16 protein-coding genes are annotated in these 18,249 nt (G+C 39.2%); 10 read left to right on the top strand and 6 right to left on the bottom strand.

The features are described from left to right. Positions 1-67 precede the first annotated feature (67 nt). From R8O70_RS12555 to R8O70_RS12545, 3 genes are all read right to left on the bottom strand, one after another. Positions 68-1,144, bottom strand: coding sequence for an IS91 family transposase (locus R8O70_RS12555; protein ID WP_077202318.1), 1,077 nt, complete (start codon positions 1,142-1,144; stop codon positions 68-70). Between the two features lie 3 nt (positions 1,145-1,147). Then, positions 1,148-1,978, bottom strand: a complete 831-nt coding sequence (locus tag R8O70_RS12550; RefSeq protein ID WP_077202319.1) for a tyrosine-type recombinase/integrase — start codon at positions 1,976-1,978, stop codon at positions 1,148-1,150. Between the two features lie 530 nt (positions 1,979-2,508). Continuing rightward, on the bottom strand, positions 2,509-2,715 hold the full coding sequence (locus tag R8O70_RS12545; RefSeq protein WP_077202320.1) for a hypothetical protein: 207 nt from the start codon (positions 2,713-2,715) through the stop codon (positions 2,509-2,511). A 574-nt stretch (positions 2,716-3,289) separates the two neighbouring features. Between R8O70_RS12545 and R8O70_RS12540 the strand changes: the two genes are divergently transcribed. Next, positions 3,290-3,985, top strand: a complete 696-nt coding sequence (locus R8O70_RS12540; RefSeq protein ID WP_025633943.1) for a hypothetical protein — start codon at positions 3,290-3,292, stop codon at positions 3,983-3,985. 244 nt (positions 3,986-4,229) lie between these two features. On the opposite strand, the gene R8O70_RS12535 is transcribed toward R8O70_RS12540, so the two are convergent. Together R8O70_RS12535 and R8O70_RS12530 are read right to left on the bottom strand one after the other, a co-directional pair. Further along, positions 4,230-4,700, bottom strand: coding sequence for a hypothetical protein (locus tag R8O70_RS12535; RefSeq protein ID WP_025633942.1), 471 nt, complete (start codon positions 4,698-4,700; stop codon positions 4,230-4,232). 7 nt (positions 4,701-4,707) lie between these two features. Next, positions 4,708-8,415 (bottom strand): hypothetical protein, encoded by a 3,708-nt coding sequence (locus R8O70_RS12530; RefSeq protein WP_139351517.1) that lies wholly within the window; start codon positions 8,413-8,415, stop codon positions 4,708-4,710. Positions 8,416-8,562: 147 nt separating this feature from the next. Here R8O70_RS12530 and R8O70_RS12525 point away from each other — a divergent pair, with 147 nt between their 5' ends. The 3 genes from R8O70_RS12525 (at position 8,563) to R8O70_RS12515 (ending at position 10,933) form a co-directional block, all read left to right on the top strand. Then, complete coding sequence (locus R8O70_RS12525) at positions 8,563-9,714, top strand: DGQHR domain-containing protein (RefSeq protein ID WP_077202323.1); 1,152 nt, start codon at positions 8,563-8,565, stop codon at positions 9,712-9,714. Further along, positions 9,711-10,052 (top strand): hypothetical protein, encoded by a 342-nt coding sequence (locus tag R8O70_RS12520; protein ID WP_042776211.1) that lies wholly within the window; start codon positions 9,711-9,713, stop codon positions 10,050-10,052. The genes R8O70_RS12525 and R8O70_RS12520 overlap by 4 nt, the downstream gene beginning before the upstream one ends. Before the next feature lie 116 nt (positions 10,053-10,168). Next, positions 10,169-10,933, top strand: a complete 765-nt coding sequence (locus R8O70_RS12515; protein WP_025633937.1) for a hypothetical protein — start codon at positions 10,169-10,171, stop codon at positions 10,931-10,933. 1,121 nt (positions 10,934-12,054) lie between these two features. Here R8O70_RS12515 and R8O70_RS12510 read toward each other — a convergent pair. Beyond that, the gene (locus R8O70_RS12510; RefSeq protein WP_158083951.1) at positions 12,055-13,065 is read right to left on the bottom strand and encodes a RepB family plasmid replication initiator protein; all 1,011 of its coding nucleotides are present in this window, start codon (positions 13,063-13,065) and stop codon (positions 12,055-12,057) included. 742 nt (positions 13,066-13,807) lie between these two features. Between R8O70_RS12510 and R8O70_RS12505 the strand changes: the two genes are divergently transcribed. The 6 genes from R8O70_RS12505 to R8O70_RS12480 all read left to right on the top strand — a co-directional run bounded on the left by R8O70_RS12505 (position 13,808) and on the right by R8O70_RS12480 (position 17,724). Further along, positions 13,808-14,887, top strand: a complete 1,080-nt coding sequence (locus R8O70_RS12505; RefSeq protein ID WP_025633934.1) for a hypothetical protein — start codon at positions 13,808-13,810, stop codon at positions 14,885-14,887. A 215-nt stretch (positions 14,888-15,102) separates the two neighbouring features. Continuing rightward, positions 15,103-15,822 carry a hypothetical protein gene (locus tag R8O70_RS12500; RefSeq protein WP_025633933.1) on the top strand — a complete coding sequence of 240 codons (720 nt, stop codon included), beginning with the start codon at positions 15,103-15,105 and terminating at the stop codon, positions 15,820-15,822. An 18-nt stretch (positions 15,823-15,840) separates the two neighbouring features. Beyond that, the gene (locus R8O70_RS12495) at positions 15,841-16,158 is read left to right on the top strand and encodes a hypothetical protein (protein WP_025633931.1); all 318 of its coding nucleotides are present in this window, start codon (positions 15,841-15,843) and stop codon (positions 16,156-16,158) included. Between the two features lie 255 nt (positions 16,159-16,413). Continuing rightward, positions 16,414-16,587, top strand: a complete 174-nt coding sequence (locus R8O70_RS12490) for a hypothetical protein (protein ID WP_155486753.1) — start codon at positions 16,414-16,416, stop codon at positions 16,585-16,587. Then, entirely contained in the window at positions 16,580-16,843 is a 264-nt protein-coding gene (locus tag R8O70_RS12485) for a hypothetical protein (RefSeq protein ID WP_025633930.1), read from the top strand. Before R8O70_RS12490 ends, R8O70_RS12485 begins: the two co-directional genes overlap by 8 nt. A 299-nt stretch (positions 16,844-17,142) precedes the next feature. Beyond that, entirely contained in the window at positions 17,143-17,724 is a 582-nt protein-coding gene (locus tag R8O70_RS12480; RefSeq protein ID WP_054574998.1) for a DUF2913 family protein, read from the top strand. Positions 17,725-18,249: the final 525 nt, after the last annotated feature.

The following is an 18,249-nucleotide window of genomic DNA, read 5'->3' as shown; positions in this document are numbered from 1 at the left end:
GCAAGCGCCAGTCTATCAGGCGGCATTCAGTCTAATATTTGCGTAAATGGTTTGACGTCATCATTGTTTAACTTGAATCCAATCCTCTTATCTGTTGCGTTAAGGGGAGCACGATAGCGACGAATATCAATTGCCCTTGATGGCAGTGCGAGCAAACCCAATGCAGTTTGGTTTCCACGTTATCCATGGCGATTTTATCGGTTAAATCACGGCACTGTGCTCGAATGAGGGGGATGCGCTTGTTACGACAAGCATTGGCTAAAAAGCCATAATGGCGAATACGCATAAAGCCTTTAGGCAGGACATGTTGTAAATAGCGCCGAATGAACTCATCCATACTTAAGGTCATGAATTTGGTTTTATTGTTGTCACGATAATCCTTGTAACGAAAGCGCACACGACTGGCGTTATAGTTCACTAATCGTGATTCAGATAAGGCACCTTTGCGGGTATAACGTGCAAGATAGTGCAAGAGTTGATGTGGGTAGACACAGGCTTTGCTGTACACGCACCAAGTGGCGGGTAATGACGGTAGCGCTATGGATTGTGCCTTGAGTGCCGCTATCATTTTACCTCGAAACACAGTGGATAAAGCCTTAACAGGATAGAGATAACCTTTAGTGATAGGTTGCCACTGCGATTGTCGATTGAGGCTACCTGCGGGGATTAAACAATGCACATGAATATGTTGGCTGAGGTTTTGCCCCCAAGTATGCAACACACAAGTCATGCCGAGTTGACCCTGATGACGATGGGCAGCGAATGTCATGAGTGTTTGCCAAAGGCTCTTAAATAAACAGTGATAAAGCACGTTAGGTGCATAGTGTGCGATTAGGTTAAGTTCATGCGGTAAGGTAAACACTAAGTGAAAGTAAGGGCAAGGTAGCAGTGACATCGCTTGTTTGGCAATCCAAGCTTGCGTGGCTTGTCCTTGGCAGCGAGGACAATGCCGGTCTCTGCAACTACAACTAAATTGCTCCTCATGACCACACTGGTCACAACGCCACTGTTGATAACCGAGTTGTCCTGTTCTACACGCCAAGATATGTGCACACACTTGATATTGTTGACGGGTTAATCGGTGCTGTTGTTGGTAATGCGGTAATCCTTGGCTGAGAATATCCGCCAGATGAAGCGGTGGCATGCGTTACTGCAAGTTGGCTAGTAAATCAACGCCCCCATGCCCAAGCTCTGGCAACCAATGCAGATAGCACTCGGTCGTTTTAATGCTGCGATGCCCAAGCTGGTGCTGTAATTGATGCAACGGCATCCCTGCCTCTAATTGATGCGTGGCATAGGCATGGCGTAACTGATGCGCGTTCACTTTATCCTTAAGCCCAAGCTGTGCGGCGATTTTTTTCAGTGCCTTCGTATAGGTGGAGCTACTGAGAGGTTGGGAGGCTAACCAGCGAGAATAGAACAGCCACTCTTTGGGGTGATAGGCTTGCCAGTACACGTGGAGTTGATGCAATACCGTCTCAGGAATCACCACATAACGAGACTGGTTGCCCTTGCCGTGTTCAATAAAGGCCGTTTTACGTTGCCCATCAATCTGTGCCACTTTGAGGTGGGTTAATTCATTTAAGCGTAATCCACAGCCATAACTGAGCATTATCATGGTTTTTAAACGTAAATCTTGGCAATGGTGAATCAGTAAGTGGATATCTTGTCGGCTTAAATATTGGGGTGGCTTATGCCGTTGCTTGGGTAAAGTGATGGCTAATTGCAACGGCCGGTGGAGTATGTGTTTGAATAAGAAGAGGACACTATTAATTTGCACCAATTGGCTCGCTCGGGTTAATCGGCGCACCTCAGGCTCATTAAAATAGTGATTCAATTCCGCATCCGTGACTTGCGCTAAGGATTTACTGAAATAGTTCTCAATGCGCTGTAAGCAACCACAGTAGGTCTCGCGAGTTCGTTGTGAATAGCCCATGAGTTCAATTTCAGTGGCGACTTGTTCAATGAGAGAGTTCATTGTTACCTCCAGATTAATGGGTTAAATCTCAAGGTAAGTGTGGTCGTTGATTGGGATGTTTGCGACTCCGCGCAGCGGCTTAGTTCAACAATTTAATAGTGTGCAAATCGCGCATATTTCTACCACGTAATAGCTCACTTTTCTGGTTCATACGTTTTTATCAAATTAGCTAACCTTTTGCTAGCTATGAAAATATTTGAAAGTTAATGACGTGGTCTAAGGACAAAAATGCGCAAATTGCTCATTTACCTGAATATGGGGGAAGTTTGTTGATTTTGGATATAAAAACGGTATCAGCTGAACATTTTTCACCGTCCGCTGATCGCTCATTTGCGACGCTCGACTAGACTTGTTTTGGGGCATAAATGTGTTGACTCGTTTTTTTGTAAGAGCCTCTTGCAAAATTGGGCAGTGGGATTTGTCCAGCAGCCTGTTGGTCAATTGCGAAACAATTTGCTTCACAAATGAGCTGTCCTGAATTTAGTCAACAGCCTGTTGACCAAATTATTCTTATGAAGGTTTACTGCGTTCTAAACACGTTTAGGAGCAGAAATGAGCCGTTTAAGTAACCTCAAGCCAAAGCTTAATGTAATGAGAATAAGGAAAACGACTATGAACATAAATATTGGCTTGTAGAAATTAAACGGTTCTTCAGTACGGAAAAAGTACTGATAGATACTATCTCCAGCAGCAATGCCTAATGCGATATAGCACTTATCGGCAACTTCCTTTGTCATATATCCTCCTTCGCATATAACGCATTTTATACGGCTTTTCATAGTCCTATCATGCAGCCTTTTCAATCACAGTTCAATTAATAATCAATAGTTTAATGAGATGTTATCGGTATTAGATTGCAAAATGACGTATGATTTTTAAAAAGCTTACTTCGACACTTCCTCGAATAACTACAAGTAAGGCAAACGTACAATCACAAATTGTGAGTAGACTTTCGCGCAGAGAAGGAATGGGGCAAAATCGTCTCAGAGAAGAAGGCAAACTACGACAAATGGCACCGAAAAGTTTCGTACTTTATTGTCATAGTTCTAATCTTTATTGTTCGAGTTTCAAACTTTGTTGTCCACCGACAAATCCTTCCATGGATCTCCCTTATCTTAATTTTACTATTATTTTGTTAATTCATCTAAACAAGCTTAGATCATTCTTGTATCAACAGAGCTCAAACTTAGATTCTTTTTTCTTAGGCTCACCTTACATTCTGTTTACTTATGAACTATTAGTTATTCCGAAAGTATTTATCTGTATTCATTAATTCGTATCGGCAAGTGAGCTTTTTCTAAGGAGTATTTTGTGGCTACCATTCATTCAAACGCATTTGAATTTAATCTCGATGGCTTAACTAATATCAATTTCATAGAACAATCCCACTGTATCACCCATGGTCAACCTTATGATGGAGTCCGTTGCTACAACGCTTGTCACAAGGAGCCAGCAAAATTGGTTGTACTTGCTGGCAGGAAGGGGTCACATGAAGTTTCTAACTGGCTAGTGTCAAATGTAAATTGGCCCAAAGAAAACGGCCTAGGAGGTGCAATAGCAGATACCTATATGGATGACATTCCACGTAAACTCAATTTTGCCATTCGTGGTTGTATCATACTCACCATCTTCGGTATTGAGTACACAATCGAAGACATTGTCCTCGCACAAGGTAAGTCTGGTGCTTACAACAACTGGTGGCTTGGTTCGAGCTCAATGATAAAGATAAAGGCAGAAAACATGACAGATTCATATGCTCAGGAGCTGTCCGAAATGGCCAACAAGTTGATTATGGCAGGACTATCTAAGAGTTTCGCTAGAGCAATCAATGCTATCGGCATTGGAATATACAAATTAACAAAACCACATAAAGTGGGTCGTTGTCTAATTGGGTGCACGAATGACCAATTCGATAAAAGTAAGTCCGTGGTTTTCATAAGTATGAAAAACAGTTCGGCTGATGCAACTATGATGGGTACTTACGCGCTTGATTCTGAAAAATTGTAGTATTTAAAACACTTTAGATTAAGAATATACATTGTATATTCTAATACTTTTTTTTTGAACAACCATGTTGATTAATAGTTAATCAAGAGTTCTGGAACACTATGCCAGATGGATATCTGAGTAATATACACTGTATACTATTTTAACAAATAGCTCCCTTTAAAATATACAGTGTATATTTACAATGTGACATCAATACTGGTCCCATTAGAATATACACTGTATATCACCCCAAAAATTCACATCACTTAAGCGTATTGATTAACTTAATTAAACTATCTGGGTCAGAGGTGTAGAGCGATACCAGCTCCTTTTTACTTAGGTTAGTTAGTATCTTGGCTATCAAATCCTGGTTAGTATTGGTTACTAGGTTCTGAACCTTAAACTCTGAATACCCCATAACCATCGCAACATACAAGTGCCTGTTTTCCTTAAACCACTTCCAATAGGCAGACTTAGAGAAGCCTTCATCTACAAGTCGATCTGGAGCACTAGGCAATCCTAGTTCGGCGTTAACCTCTTTTATGGTTTCCAATTCCACCAGCCTGTTGACAAATAGCTTTAGTTCATCGTAATCATTACAGTAGTTGAATGCATTATCCAACATGAAAGCCTGTTTCGGCTTTGATTTCTGCCACAGTTTTATTGTGCTTTCACTCTGTTTAAACGCTTCAGCTAAGAGAGATAAATCGTTTTTATAGTCATAAGTAAACATAATTGTTTTATAGATTTAATAGTGATTCGAGTAAGGGTTTTGGCGTTACATTTCTTGTAGAACGTTTAGTTACTTTTGTCGTATGCATATTACTATCGACTCGATCAGGAGAAATTGTAACATTCGTATTTACTGGCATTGTACATAAATCCGTTGATAGAGATAGACGCTGTTCGAGTGAAAACTTTGATATTGTTTCACGAAGAGAAAATCTCTTTATATCTTCAATTTGAGCTTTAAACCACTCGAGGGTGATAAGAGCCTCAGATAGGTTTGACTCATATTCTCCCAACCGAGTTAAGTAGTTTTCTACGCTTGGGTTAAATGAAGCTAGAAAATCTTGTTTGTCTAAGTTAATCACATTTGAGGCTGGTGTTTCGATATTACTTAGTCGCGTGTATAGAGCTGCATTCAGATTTCTCAATTCAGTTTTTAGACAAAGATATTCCTCTGAACTTTTATACTTAAAAACATCGTCAAATTTCAAGTTAGATAGGTCTTTAGATACCTTAGCGATTTTTGAAACTGTTTCACTATCAATACTATTAATGGCATTTGAATACACTCCTTTAAGTGCCCAGTTCATCGCAATAGATTGCTCTAGTACTGAAACAACTGAGTTTAGCTGTTCGATTGTAAAGTGTGTAATTTCCTTCTTAATAGATGGCTTAGCATTCAGTTCTGTTAGTTGGTTAGTAGAGAGAGAACTTTTGTAGAACTCTTCAATCGATTTGAACGAGTCTGAGCTTAATAAAGACCAGCACTTTAATGTTCGATGAATCTGAGGCTGATTATCGGTCAAGAATAGTGTGGGATTGTTTAGCTTGACAGTTGATTCACCAAATCGAGCCAGGTATTTCTTCAATCTATCACAGTGATTCCTTAATCTACTCTCACAGCCTTCCAACGGCCTAGACAGTTGCAGCTTTATTTTGTGTCTTATTGCGTTTCTACGCTCCCGAACATGAAGTAATAGCTTAGCTTTATCGATCCTATGCTTTTGCATAGAAACCATAAAAGGCAATTGTTTTAGTTCTGATGCATTCATGTCTTGGTAGTCGAAACAACCAAGTTCTGACAGTAACTCTGTTCTCTTGGCTATGTCGAGGAATGTCGGGTAGTACTTTAACGATATCCTAACGGCCCCTGTCTCTACCATAGAACGTGCCACAGCTCCTAATTGCGTGGACCGTACTGATTGTTTTCTATTAGAGAGAGACAATCTACGTCTTCTTATGTTCTGAATGAGTGCAAGATCATGTTCAGCTTTAATTCTTTCGTAAGGTTGGGTTAAGTGCCACTGACTGAGAGTTCTTTCATTAACTACAATATTTAACTTGTCGCCTAGAGCGGCATTAGGGTCAATATAATGTGCTGGTGTAAAAACATCTTTAACTTCTTCGCCCAAGAGATCGATGTCAGGGTGAAGCACTCTATGATTATCTGCATGCGCATAGTGAAGTCTTGGATTTGTTTCAAGATTATAGAAAGAGAGTCTTGTTGTTCCCTTAGTAAGTTTACCTGATCTAATTTTTGCTACACGTTTTGTGAAATCTAATGAAGGTTTAACTTTTCGAGCCTTTTCCTGGTATTGGATATCAGTAACATGCGATAGATAGGGTATAGAAAGCTTGGTGTTTATCTTTCCACCGCCAAACATAGAACTAAAGGATGCATAAATCACTTTCGTAGCTTCTTGGATAGAACTAAATTCAATGCTACTAATTTGCTCATCAATTTCGTTATACCAATTTAGTGCTTTTTTGTTTGCATAACCCTTAAGTAGACTAGTTTTAAAGTACTCTGAAAATGCACTAGAAGCTTTACGTCCATTACACTCCAACTTGATTACCTTATCAGAGTTACTTGAAATCAAATCAAAGAGTTCAACTCTCTCAGCATTGACCATCACTGAAATCCTTCCTAAGAGATCACAATGTTTAGATCGAGAAGTGTCCTGGCTGATTGGTTCCAGCTTTAAATTATGAGCAATACTCACTTTTACAGGTAACTGTGTTTTAGGGAGGATCTTCGTGGTGCAGTTAAAATCGCTTTCATTCAAATCGCTCGCATCTATTGGACGCTCCCAGTAGCTAAGAAAGGACTTATGATTATCAATAAACCGCACTGGGTCATTGTCAACATTAAGAGTTTTCATTAATACGGCTTCAGGTAATTTCGATGAGTTAATGCTGATTTTTCCATGAATAGATTCGTACTCTGCATTACTTTTAGGATAAGGAATCCAGCCATTACCTCTCAAAAGTTCATTCCAGATAACCAAAGGTCTATAGGGAAGGGCATTTACTCCATCTAGACTCCATCTAAACGAAAGATAAGCAGCATGCTTTTCAGAAAAAATGTTTATTAAGGGTTTCTGGGCCTCTTGAATGTACATATCAAGAAATGCTCTTCTGGCTTTAGCGTTCAAGCTTCTATCATTTTTGATGTCTATAACGCCTTCATGTTGGTCGACGTACCCACTTTTATATAGTCGTTTGAACTCTTCAGCTTTTTTAGATGACTCAATTGAAATTTGAGCAAAATACCTAACCAACTTTTCTAAATACTTTACTTTTAGAACGTTCGGCTGAAATGCTACTCGTTGATATGCTGCAAAATCGATAGCTTTGGCATGCATCATTCTCGCATCCATATTGCAACTCAGCTGAAACATGAAATCTCTAATGCGCAGAACCTCTTCCTGTAAAAACACTTTCCATCGAGTATGTTTAGCTAGTGAGTTTTGGGTTTTATCGTGTTGAACCATTGTGCATAGTGTGCATCCAAATCGACTAGATCCATTGCAACCATTTGAATTCTTTTGTCCTACTGCAATCTCACAGACATCAGAAGAAGCATTCCCATAAATGGCCAAAAGCAGGGCGAAATCAGAAAGGAAGCCGGGAAGGGGAGGGAGCCCAGCTAAACTACGAGTAAGAGGCTTAGCTCCAGAAAGTTCTAAGGAAGTGAAAACCTCTTGGGTAGACCAGTCACGTATTGGAGCGTATAGAAACAGTGGGTAGCCTGTATTTAAGTCAGACTCTTTCATCTCTTTCAATAAATCACTTATAGACTTATCACTGGTTCCCTGAATAACCATATTACCTTTTCGCTTTGTACTCTCGTTGTTTCTTTGCCCTGTAGCGCAAATCACATCAAAACGGGTGTATTGCTGTAGTTCTTCGTCTGATTTAAAGCGGTCCAATAGGTTTTTTAAATATCTTTCGCTAGGAACAATTTTGAGAATAGAGCTGCAGTCACTATTACGTTGTGCATTTGGTATTAGCTTATTACTAGTCAGGTATTTGTTCGCGTACTCTTCATGAAATGACGGAGTGACAATATCGTAGTAAACGTTAATATCGTTATCTTTTGCATAGTCAATAAACTTAGATTTAACCCACCTGGTGTACATAACCATTGGAAGTGATTCCGAAAGAGTGTCAACCGTTGAAACAATTAAGGGGCGAGTTTTTTCGATCCAACCATTTTGAATACAAACTCGATAAGCTTCAGAAGCAGCATTCAAAACTGTGCTGGAGTCTTTACCCATACTGCAAGGAACAAACACTAGCGAATCACTAGATCGCAAAATCGTTATAAACTCTTCTACAACCGCATTGAACTTGAAGCTAACACTCTCGTGCAAAGCCACCAATTCGTTTTCTATTAGGTTTGTTGTTTCAAAAATATTAACCATTGGCTGAACCATTACTAAAGACCGACAACTATATAATACCATATTTAAACACACTTTATAGACTTAAATATACTTAGTGCACTTTTTTGTGCACATATATTGAAGGAGGTGTATTTATATGGTATTTTACTTCTATTCTTTTAGTCATCGGGTCAAGACATGTACACACCAATTTATTCTGAACAAGACCTTCAATTAGTACTCTTCAGAGCTAACGAGGGTATTTGCACGAATGGCATTTCTGTATTTGAGGGGGTAATAACAGGCAAAGAATTTGCTGAGAACTTCACTGAAGAAGAGAGCTCAGATAGTTTAAATGAGTATCAAAAAAGACAGAGAGACCTTGAGAAAGGTCGTGCACAAGGTTTGATTAAGTATTTCGACAATAGGGAGGATACAGTACTCCCTAGCATTACTGTCTTTGTTTCTTCATTAAAACTCCATGAGGAAATATCTATTGGTAACAAAGAAGTCGTCACAGCCACATTAGAAAGTTCATCTGACCGTCTTGTATGTGATGGTCAGAACCGTTTGAATTTGTTTAAGGACAGAGTTACGAATGCTAGTCCTACTCAGTACCATACGCTGGGAGTTAAATTCATTGTTACAAACACGGACACCTTAGAGCCAGTCACTCAAAAGATTAGACAGGTATTTTCTGACTACCACTTACACCTTCGTAAACCAACATCAGCACAAAACTTATTCTTTGACAGCTCGCAAAGCTTTTCCAGATTAATTAGGGACCAGATACTCGATAATGTATTAGTTGATGGTCATTCACTAAAGCGGTTTATAAGTACCACAGGAAAACCCAAGAAATCCCAGTTAATGGACTTGAAGCAGTTAGGCGATTTCATTTGTACCGCATTAGGTACAACTCCTGTAAAAATGAACAAATTGCTTGAAGGTTCAAGCGATACCGAAGCTGAAATAATTCGCTTAACAACTCCATTCCTCACCAAGTTTTTTTCTCTTATACCTATGAGGTTTCTTTCAGACTCAGGGCCAAATGTTATGTACACGAAAAGTATATTTTGGAAAGGGACTGCGATAGTAATTCGATCTATCTTTGAAGAGCATTTGTCTCGAATGCATAAAGCCCCCATTGATTGGTCAGTACTAGATGGGATAGTTCGATTGCCTGTGAAAGATATTACACATGACTTTTGGCTAGAGAATAATGTAGTACAGAAATCTATTTCAAGAAATGGAAGTATTAAATACAGAATGATCCGCAGCTCAGAGAGAAGCTGTGCTACTGCTATTTGTAAAGAACTAGAACTACCCTCAGTGGGAGAAGAAGTATGAAGTCACCAGAGAGTAATGACTTAGACCTGAAAGCACATCGATGCCCTAATGCGATGACAATGGCGAGAATGGGTCTATCTCGAGCAATTAAGGAAGGTGTTAATGAGTACAACATATACAGCATAGAACCACTGTTAGGAAAGCACATATCTGCTTACTTAAATGATGTCCAATGTAAATTTGAAATTCACATTGAATCGGTAAGGATACGTGACGAACATAAAAAGTTATGGTGTAACGAAAGCACAATCTTTGATGAAGATGATTTCGAGTTTGCAGAGCACTACTGTCGGTACCGTATCGCCTTCACCAACAAATCAAATTATGGTGAAAGTTGAGTACAACCCTTAAAAGAAACCGTGAACCAATTTCCTTAGTTCGAAAACTAAAGTTGATTGTAATTCGCTCAAGGCCTATATTGCTTTTTATCCATAAATGACAATGGTAGATTGCAATGAATAACATTAATCTCATTACAGTGGGGATTGCTTTAGCGGTTTCCGCCCCCTCTGTAATTGCTTCAATCAAAGCACCACACAATGCAGGGAGCTACAATAAAGTTATTAAGGTTCCTTCACACATGAACCAAACAAGTGCAGTTGGCTTGGATGATACTTTAGGCTCCAGAAACATCTCTGACGAAACAATCGTTGAGCTCCCAACCGTCCCAGATGATCCAGTAGGGGACTTTGAGATCCCCAAACCTGGAGAGGATGAAGATGAGGCAGTAGATATTACTATTAACTGTGGATGTGCTTCTGTGAATGTCGCAAGGGGAGCATGTTTTTCTCCAAAAAGAGCTAAAAGCGCAATGGACAGCAAAGCAAGTGGGTACTTTAGCTCATCTTATGGTTCATATTGGCCTAACTCGTCGAACATTGATTTCCTTGTAACATATAACCTGGAAACCAAAGGGATCACAAAAATAGCCATCACTGATCATAGTAAAATATACAATCTCACTGATGAAATCGCTAATGCTGGTTTATTTGAAATTTCCGGGCCAGTGACATCAACTGCTACACCTAGCTGTAGAGTAAGCTTAACTCGTGCTGCGTTTGCTGACATGGGATACTACACAATGGGTGCAGATGATCCATGGAGAGTAAGGTATAGAGGGTGGGCACATTACAACAAACCTTCCGGTTCCAGATACAAAACTGTAAATGGTGGTACCACAAGCACTCGACCTCCATCCGGGAAGACCTACTATTACTAGATAGCTTGAGTTTGTAAAAGCTTTTCTGGGCCTCTCAAACAAACCTTCCTTGGTGTACCAGGTCTTAATATACAAGTGGTACATCAAGGACGTTTTCTTAAAGCGTTAGTTTTCGTCCTAAATGTCACCCCAGACACTATTGGACCATAGTAAATCAATAAGATAGAAGAACACCTCTATCTAAGTGTGACATCTAGGACGAAAGTTTTCTATCTAGTGCCACCGCATATATTTAACTCATTGATATGCTTTTCTACTTTCTTATACTCAAGTAGGCTTTACGTCCTAGATGTCACAGAGAAGAGATTTTTATCTTTATTTTCAATGCTTTAAATATATTCAATGATATCTATAGTAACTAGCTTTTCTTAAATTCCCAACTGGGCTAAACCATTTTACCCCTACGAATGTTTTCGTCCTAGATGTCACCTATCACTCTTTACTGTATATCGAACGTAGAGAAAGTATGACTCCAGTGTGTAGCTTTTTATATCAGCCTAAGGCACAAATAAAATATCTTTTATTTTCAGTCAGTTATAATCATTAAGTTTGAGCTTTATTCTATAGAGTACTGGACACACATTGTTGCTTCTTAAAGTATCATTTTAAAACCGTCCTAAATGTCACCCCTCACGCTCTTGACACAGAAAAACAATTAAAATACATATACTTATAAAAAATCCGATTAAAACATCGCCATAGAACAGTGACACCTAGGACGAAAATAGAGAAAAAAACGCATTGCATATTCATTGATCCCTTACTTTCGTCCTAAGTGTCACCCCTCCAACTAGAAGCAATAGATACTATCCTTATAATTCAATACGTTAGAAGGAGTTCTGAAAAATTAGCTTAACCTTCATTTACAGGGTTTTCATTCAAAGGAAGCAAAAAAGCAGGTTATAAAGAAGGAATTGGGTCTTCATCACCCACAAAACAACTTCAATCACGGATAAAAAACAACAATTAGGGAGTTGGATCACAGTTATTGAGAGGTTTAGCCACCAGCAATATCTGGTAAAGGTGACACTTAGGACGGTATTTTGAGGCAGAACTAGCACACTTGATTGTTGAATGTGCTAGTTGGATGGAAATTTACTTCTTTGGTGTGCTAGTTGAAGCTAATCTTCATCATCTGTGACTATTTCATAGTCGGTTACATCAATGACGTCATCTGATTTCTTCATTGATGTACCTTTAGCATCTTTTGACTCTTCACCAAACTTCTTAATAGCGCTTAGGACAGCAGGGGATATATCTTCACCATTCAGCAATAGTTCTCCAATCTGCTCAGTCAATGCGACCATTTCACTCTGCTTTGGTTGAAGGTTGGCATTGATAGCTTTGATTGCTGACCTTGCAAGGGATAGTTTACTTGGGGCCTTTTTAGAAAGCTCCCAGGTAAACTTAAATGCGACAGTCTTGGTACCTTTTCGAACATCCTCGTAGGAAAGACTTTTGAAAATGTGCAACTTATTAAGTTCTTCAATTGCTGGGTTAAGCCAACGTTTCTTAAGAACCGCAGTTCTGTCATACGAAGAGGGCAGTTGCCACCTAGAGCGCATCCAATCAACATCTAGAATTAGGTTATTTCTTAAATTCTTCCACTGATTGATAGCCTCATAAAGCCTCATGGTATAAACGGAAGATAAGTTTCCTGCTTCACCTATCAGCAGCTGTGTATAGTTTGATGTGGTTTGGTTAATGATACTAATCAACTCAGCATTCAAATACAGCACTACATGTCCTCGTTTAGGACGATAGCTCTGTTTAGTGGTCCAGTGGATAGCATCATAAGCTTTTTCACCATCTTTGCTGTCTTCATCAGGAAGATAGATAACCACACTTTTCTCATGTAAAGATTGTGCTGCGCGTTGTATGTCTCTTGATAGGTTTTTCTTCGACTCATCATCTATCTCGAAGTATTCGATGAACTCTTTGTTAGAAATAGTGATCGGATACTGACCATATTCCATTGTTTTTAAATGTTCGGGAGTAGGGTTTTCCTGATTAATCCGCTTGAGGCACATGTATACAAGCCGCTTCTCATAACGAGTAAGGCTATAAGCTGCCGTTGTTAAAGCGTTCGCTTGTCTAACAGTAAGATCGTTTTTGCTGTTGTTCTCGGTCATGATACTGATACACACAATAAGAAATTGTACCAAATGTAACATTGTAGGCTTAAATGTGCCAGTAAGTAAGCAAACCAACCTTATACATACTTATACAGACTTATCCACAACCGAAAGCGTCCTAGATGGCACGGTAAGTCGTCCTAAGCGATCTTCAAATCTTCCTAAATGTAATAGTGTTTCGTCCTAGATGATCTTAAACGAATTCCTAACTACTTGAATTATAAAAACATAGATAAGTTATCAACACCCTAATAAGATCTTAAAAAAGATCTTAATAAGATCAATAAAAATATTATTATTAAATAGTGTCTAGAAATTAATCAGTTAGAAGGGTAAAGGGACGATCTTGGAGAACAAAGAAGTAGTAATAGTTCTTTTTTTGCATGTTAACTCAAAAAGCCACTCAGTAGAGCTATATGAGCTAATTTGCTCTATTTAGACACATATACCGGGTTGTGTCCAATCATAAGCATAGAGGCGCTCTCAGCTTGCATTTGCCCTAAATTTTCAATGACGATCTTTAGATCATTCATTTAATTAACCATTTGGTTTAAGGATCATACGCACGAACACAATGGGTTTAATCTTCCGAGGCTCTCCAGAACCATCATGTCATATAAACAAAGAAAGTTAAAAAATCATACACAAACAACTGTTATAATATGGTATTTACTGTTATACTAATGGGGAATTAACGGTTCTATCCCGTTGAAATATATGTAATAGCTTGGGGGCTAAAATGAAAAGAAGATCTTTTGTAAGTAGAGAAGAACTAAACTACGCTAAAAATTTACTAGTCTCTTATGGCTGTATGAATAAGGTGATTAACAGCGCAATTCAAATGGTAGATGAACTTGATATTGAGCCTGGCCTAAAGTTCCAGGCTAAGATGGGATCATTTAAGAAGGAATTGGATGTAGCTATATCAGCTATAGGAAAACCAGAATCACGTGCCAAGTTCATTCTAAACATAACGAACTTCTTGGTATCATGGTATGAAAGTGGAAATAAGTGCTTAGACAAGTTCTCGGTTGCCAGGTTTTCAATTTTGCTCTTTCATGCTACTGAACTTAAATTAATATCCGCTCGACAACAATTGGATATCATTTATGGGTGTTTGAAAGTTAGCGAGTTACCAAAATCAGACACACATCTGTTAATCCAGCTGCCCATAACCCAGGATATCTTCACTTTAGAGAAAGTGCAGTCTCACCAATCTAAGGCTCATGTTATCAACCAAGACGATCATACCCTCGTTCAACTTGATATATCTGATGTTCCAAAAGAAAACCAAAGTGCGATAATTGGTGCGCTAGACGATTTAAGTCTGGATGAGGTCTCACTTTCAAAAGATGGAAAGTACCTTTCATTACTCGCTCCATTAACCTTGGAATGCGGCTTAGAAGATACACTCAAGAAGGTTGAAGCTCTAAAGGCGTGTTCAATGCTTGATGTATTTTGCCAATTTAAACCAATCTCTTTAGAAGAAATAGCTGTTAAGTATTGGGATGGTAAGCAGTACTTTGATGAGCTGGCGACAATGTATAAAGCAAGCTCTCAGTCAGAATCTACTCGACAAACTATAAGCAGTGCACTTGAACTAGTTAATACCGGTTACATTCTGAGTTCTTTAGATGGTTTATCCACTCTTTGTCATCGTTTAGCTGTAGATACGGACAAGGACTATAAATATAAAGGATCGTCAGCTCTATATGAGCTTCTGGACACTCTAAGGGGGTTTTATAGAGACTTACTATGGAAACTCGAAGATATGGGTTATGAGTTTCAATATACATCTGCATTTTCGAACGTGCTTTAGTTGATTTTCGGGGATTCCGATTAATGCTTCCACTAACTAAACACATTAACTCGGATTCCCTTTGCTCCCTGTCGCACTTACAAGGTCATAGCGCTAGATTTTAGCTGTATGTACTGGATAGAAACTAGGCATGGGTATAGAAGTTAATCAGAAACACTTCGACTTGATTTAACGTTTGACACTAATTAATAAATCAGCACTCAGAGGGAAACATTTTGTCAGATTTAGACTTCACAAAGCACTGGACATCCGAACGTACCCGCAAAAAGCAAACAGCTCTAACAAAGCTATCAAATGGACTTCTAAAAGAAGTAGTCGAAGACCCATTCTCTAGAGACTTGTTTGAACTCGAAGAAATTGAAGCGATGAAAGTCGCAGCAAAGGCTTTGAGTAAAGCAAAAGAAAAGTTTACCAAAATTAAAGAGAAGAAAGCCCGTATCGAAAAACGTAAGGCTCAAGAGTTAGCAAACATCAATAAACAAGCGAAAAAATATGCTATTGAGGTATTAGATTCGCTTAATTCCAATCCGGATACTTTTACACGAGAACAGCTGTGCCTATGGGTGACGGTCGCTCACTTTACTAGTTCTGTTTTAGATCCTGAGAGTTGGGAGATAGACATTAACGATAATATTGCTAATCACTATTTAGAGAGTGATCACGCATTAAGAAGGCGTAATGTTTGGACTATGAGAAGTAAGGCTCTAAACGCTTTCGAAAATTATTTTAAAAGAGCATGGCAATTCTCTTTTGAAACAGACTCTTGGGTAGTACGAGTGCCAATTAAAGAGTCCGTAGCACAACTTAAGGCACTAATAAATCATGATGAGTACATCAAAAATGAAAAGCTATATGCTCATTTACTTGAGCCTTTAGAGGCTTACAATCGTGAGGTTGATGCAATTAAACGACGCAAGAACATGAAGTCTATTTAACCAGGAGAAGATTCACCAATGACATACGAAGAATTGTACGCCGACTGGGAGTATTTGTTTAAAAAAGTTGGCTGTGCTGAAGACATGACGGGTGGTTATGTTGACTCTGAAGATTTAGAGGAACTACTTAAAAAGCCAACTAAATCTACAGCAAAGAACTGCTTGAATAGACAGATCGATTATTGGTTCAGAGCTGGAATTCAGTTCGACTATGACCTCAAAGGTAGGTCGGTTTTCGATCTCATAGAAGAGTATCCGAAGATAGAAGAAATCGCAGACAGACACTTTGTTGATTTAGATGATTGTCCCGACCCTTTCGTTAAGACAAATGATTAAAGGGGAAAGCATGGTAGATTTATCTATTTATAATATTCGACCTGAGCCTAAAGAAGCTGTCTGCATTGGCTGCGGGTGTAGTGATAATAATGCATGTTTTGAGAACTCCCAGGCATGTTATTGGCTAAAAGTGGATAGAGAAAAACAGCAAGGTGTTTGCTCAAACTGTCATGACCTTTTGTCTCAGTAAATTTAGGAAATGGATGAATTTTCTATAATCACAATCGCTTAATGCCTAACTATAGGAAGGAAATAATGAGTCGTCTTGAAACACTTATAGAACAGAGCAATGATGAACTTTGTAGTGTGTCAGTCCCTGTTAAAGAACAGTGTCTGAACCGATGCAATGAATGTCCAGTTGATGATGAGTTAATTGGAACGTTGACAACAGATAGTAAGAGCTCAACAGAAGAGTCACCAAATGAGTGAGAAAGTACTTCTAGGCACATTATTGGTTGCAGGTTTTTTGTTAGCAGTGAGATGGGCATTTAAGAGTGATACATCTTCATTTGATGAAGCACTTAACAGGTTTCTATCAAGTGAACAACGAAAAGAGAAGAAAGGTAACTCAAATCCTAGTAGTGCTTACGAACGACGCAGGAAGGCTATGTTTAGCGGCACAGATTCGATGGGTTGCTATCAAAAGCACAAAAAGGCCAACGAAAGGCTTCATCGTAAAAGGTGAACCTTAGATAAAAAAATAGGCCCCATATCATGCAATATGATGACCTGGTTTATTAATTGGTCTGGGATGTATTGGTGTAGGAGAGGAATAAAGTTTCATGCTGGTTGTCTTGAGCATCCACAGATTGAGCGGTCCCATTCAAATACGTTTCTGGACAATTATCATTTTCGGAAAATCAAACATTAGCAATCCATGAACAACTCTATGTCTGGGAAACTACTCCCGAACTCATTATTAAGGTTGATTTAAAACGCCCAGCCCCAATATTCTTATAATCCACCCACAACGCTACCTTGGCTATGCAAATCAAACGAGACTTTGACTACTACCACAACCTTCACAACGTCATTACCCACGCCCTGCTTCATTTGCTGTGTCAGGTTTCCGCATCTTCCCGTTTTGTTCCAGTAAAATCACGCAATGACATACTGATAAAGTACCTTAAGCCAAAGCTCAACGATAAGTCGTTATCGAATATCAAAAAAGACATCAAACTGATGATCAGCTTAGCAAGAAAAAAAGGTGGGAACCTAGAAATGAAACTGCATCAACTTAATTCACAATCGAAGCATACAAAACTCATCGGTGCTGAAAAGCTTTATAACCTACTCGTACACCTTTATGACGTAGAGGGTATCGAATCAAGACTGTTTGAGGAGGGTAGTGAAGCGGAGCCTGGGATTCTTTATATGCTAGAGGAACAAGTCGAACACGGTTTTGACCAAGAACACAATCAACTCACCCCGTTATCGATGCTTATCCAACTAGAGCGTGCACCTGAATTAATTGAATCGATTAATGCTCACGGCCTATTTCTTGCTGAAATGAAAGAGTGGAACACCGAGAAACATCAAGCCCACATCTTAGTACACCCAGCTTAAAAAAGCTGGCTAGCCATCATTTAAACGCCCGCTCATTCTATCTTCCATGAACTGGCTTCACCAGCTAGTTCTAAGTTGGACATAAACGTTTTAGAAATGGCGGCGTACTCTGATGGCTGCCATTAAGTATAAAACTTTAATACTCAGTATCAAACTTATTGCTTAGTAACGAAACTTTATTCCTCACAAACAAATGGAGTTAATGGGTTTGAAAGCTCTCCACTAACAGGGTTCCCCCTAGTCGCCACCGAGGCCCACCCGCCGGACTTACCCCTGCATTACTAAGTCTCGTTCCTCGCCAAGTATTGCCGCTCATGGCTGTTATCCACCAGCGCTAGTACGATGCCAACAAAACCCCATTGTCACCGTCCTAGCAGAATGCTGGTGGCCATATGATCCGCCTTCGGCGAGCTAAAAGCATTTGTATCGCTTTTCTTAACGGCTTCGCCTAAAAAGCTGACCCTCTATCGAGCCCTATTGTGTCGCCTTTGTCCGGCCCAAAGTCCAGATAATAAGTTAATTATA

It is taken from the genome of Vibrio sp. 779(2023) (genome assembly GCF_033344285.1).
In the GTDB taxonomy this organism is placed as follows: domain Bacteria; phylum Pseudomonadota; class Gammaproteobacteria; order Enterobacterales; family Vibrionaceae; genus Vibrio; species Vibrio alginolyticus.
The sequence above is the reverse complement of the archived record's forward strand: the minus strand, read 5'-3'. Positions and strand labels throughout refer to the sequence as shown.

Excerpts from the sequence above, each read along its gene's own strand:
- R8O70_RS12555 (WP_077202318.1), bottom strand. The coding sequence starts at position 1,144 with ATGCCACCGCTTCATCTGGCGGATATTCTCAGCCAAGGATTACCGCAT.
- R8O70_RS12530 (WP_139351517.1), bottom strand. The coding sequence starts at position 8,415 with ATGGTTCAGCCAATGGTTAATATTTTTGAAACAACAAACCTAATAGAA.
- R8O70_RS12520 (WP_042776211.1), top strand. The coding sequence starts at position 9,711 with ATGAAGTCACCAGAGAGTAATGACTTAGACCTGAAAGCACATCGATGC.
- R8O70_RS12535 (WP_025633942.1), bottom strand. The coding sequence starts at position 4,700 with ATGTTTACTTATGACTATAAAAACGATTTATCTCTCTTAGCTGAAGCG.
- R8O70_RS12550 (WP_077202319.1), bottom strand. The coding sequence starts at position 1,978 with ATGAACTCTCTCATTGAACAAGTCGCCACTGAAATTGAACTCATGGGC.
- R8O70_RS12485 (WP_025633930.1), top strand. The coding sequence starts at position 16,580 with ATGAGTGAGAAAGTACTTCTAGGCACATTATTGGTTGCAGGTTTTTTG.
- R8O70_RS12525 (WP_077202323.1), top strand. The coding sequence starts at position 8,563 with ATGTACACACCAATTTATTCTGAACAAGACCTTCAATTAGTACTCTTC.
- R8O70_RS12545 (WP_077202320.1), bottom strand. The coding sequence starts at position 2,715 with ATGACAAAGGAAGTTGCCGATAAGTGCTATATCGCATTAGGCATTGCT.
- R8O70_RS12510 (WP_158083951.1), bottom strand. The coding sequence starts at position 13,065 with ATGACCGAGAACAACAGCAAAAACGATCTTACTGTTAGACAAGCGAAC.
- R8O70_RS12505 (WP_025633934.1), top strand. The coding sequence starts at position 13,808 with ATGAAAAGAAGATCTTTTGTAAGTAGAGAAGAACTAAACTACGCTAAA.
- R8O70_RS12480 (WP_054574998.1), top strand. The coding sequence starts at position 17,143 with ATGCAAATCAAACGAGACTTTGACTACTACCACAACCTTCACAACGTC.
- R8O70_RS12495 (WP_025633931.1), top strand. The coding sequence starts at position 15,841 with ATGACATACGAAGAATTGTACGCCGACTGGGAGTATTTGTTTAAAAAA.
- R8O70_RS12515 (WP_025633937.1), top strand. The coding sequence starts at position 10,169 with ATGAATAACATTAATCTCATTACAGTGGGGATTGCTTTAGCGGTTTCC.
- R8O70_RS12490 (WP_155486753.1), top strand. The coding sequence starts at position 16,414 with ATGAGTCGTCTTGAAACACTTATAGAACAGAGCAATGATGAACTTTGT.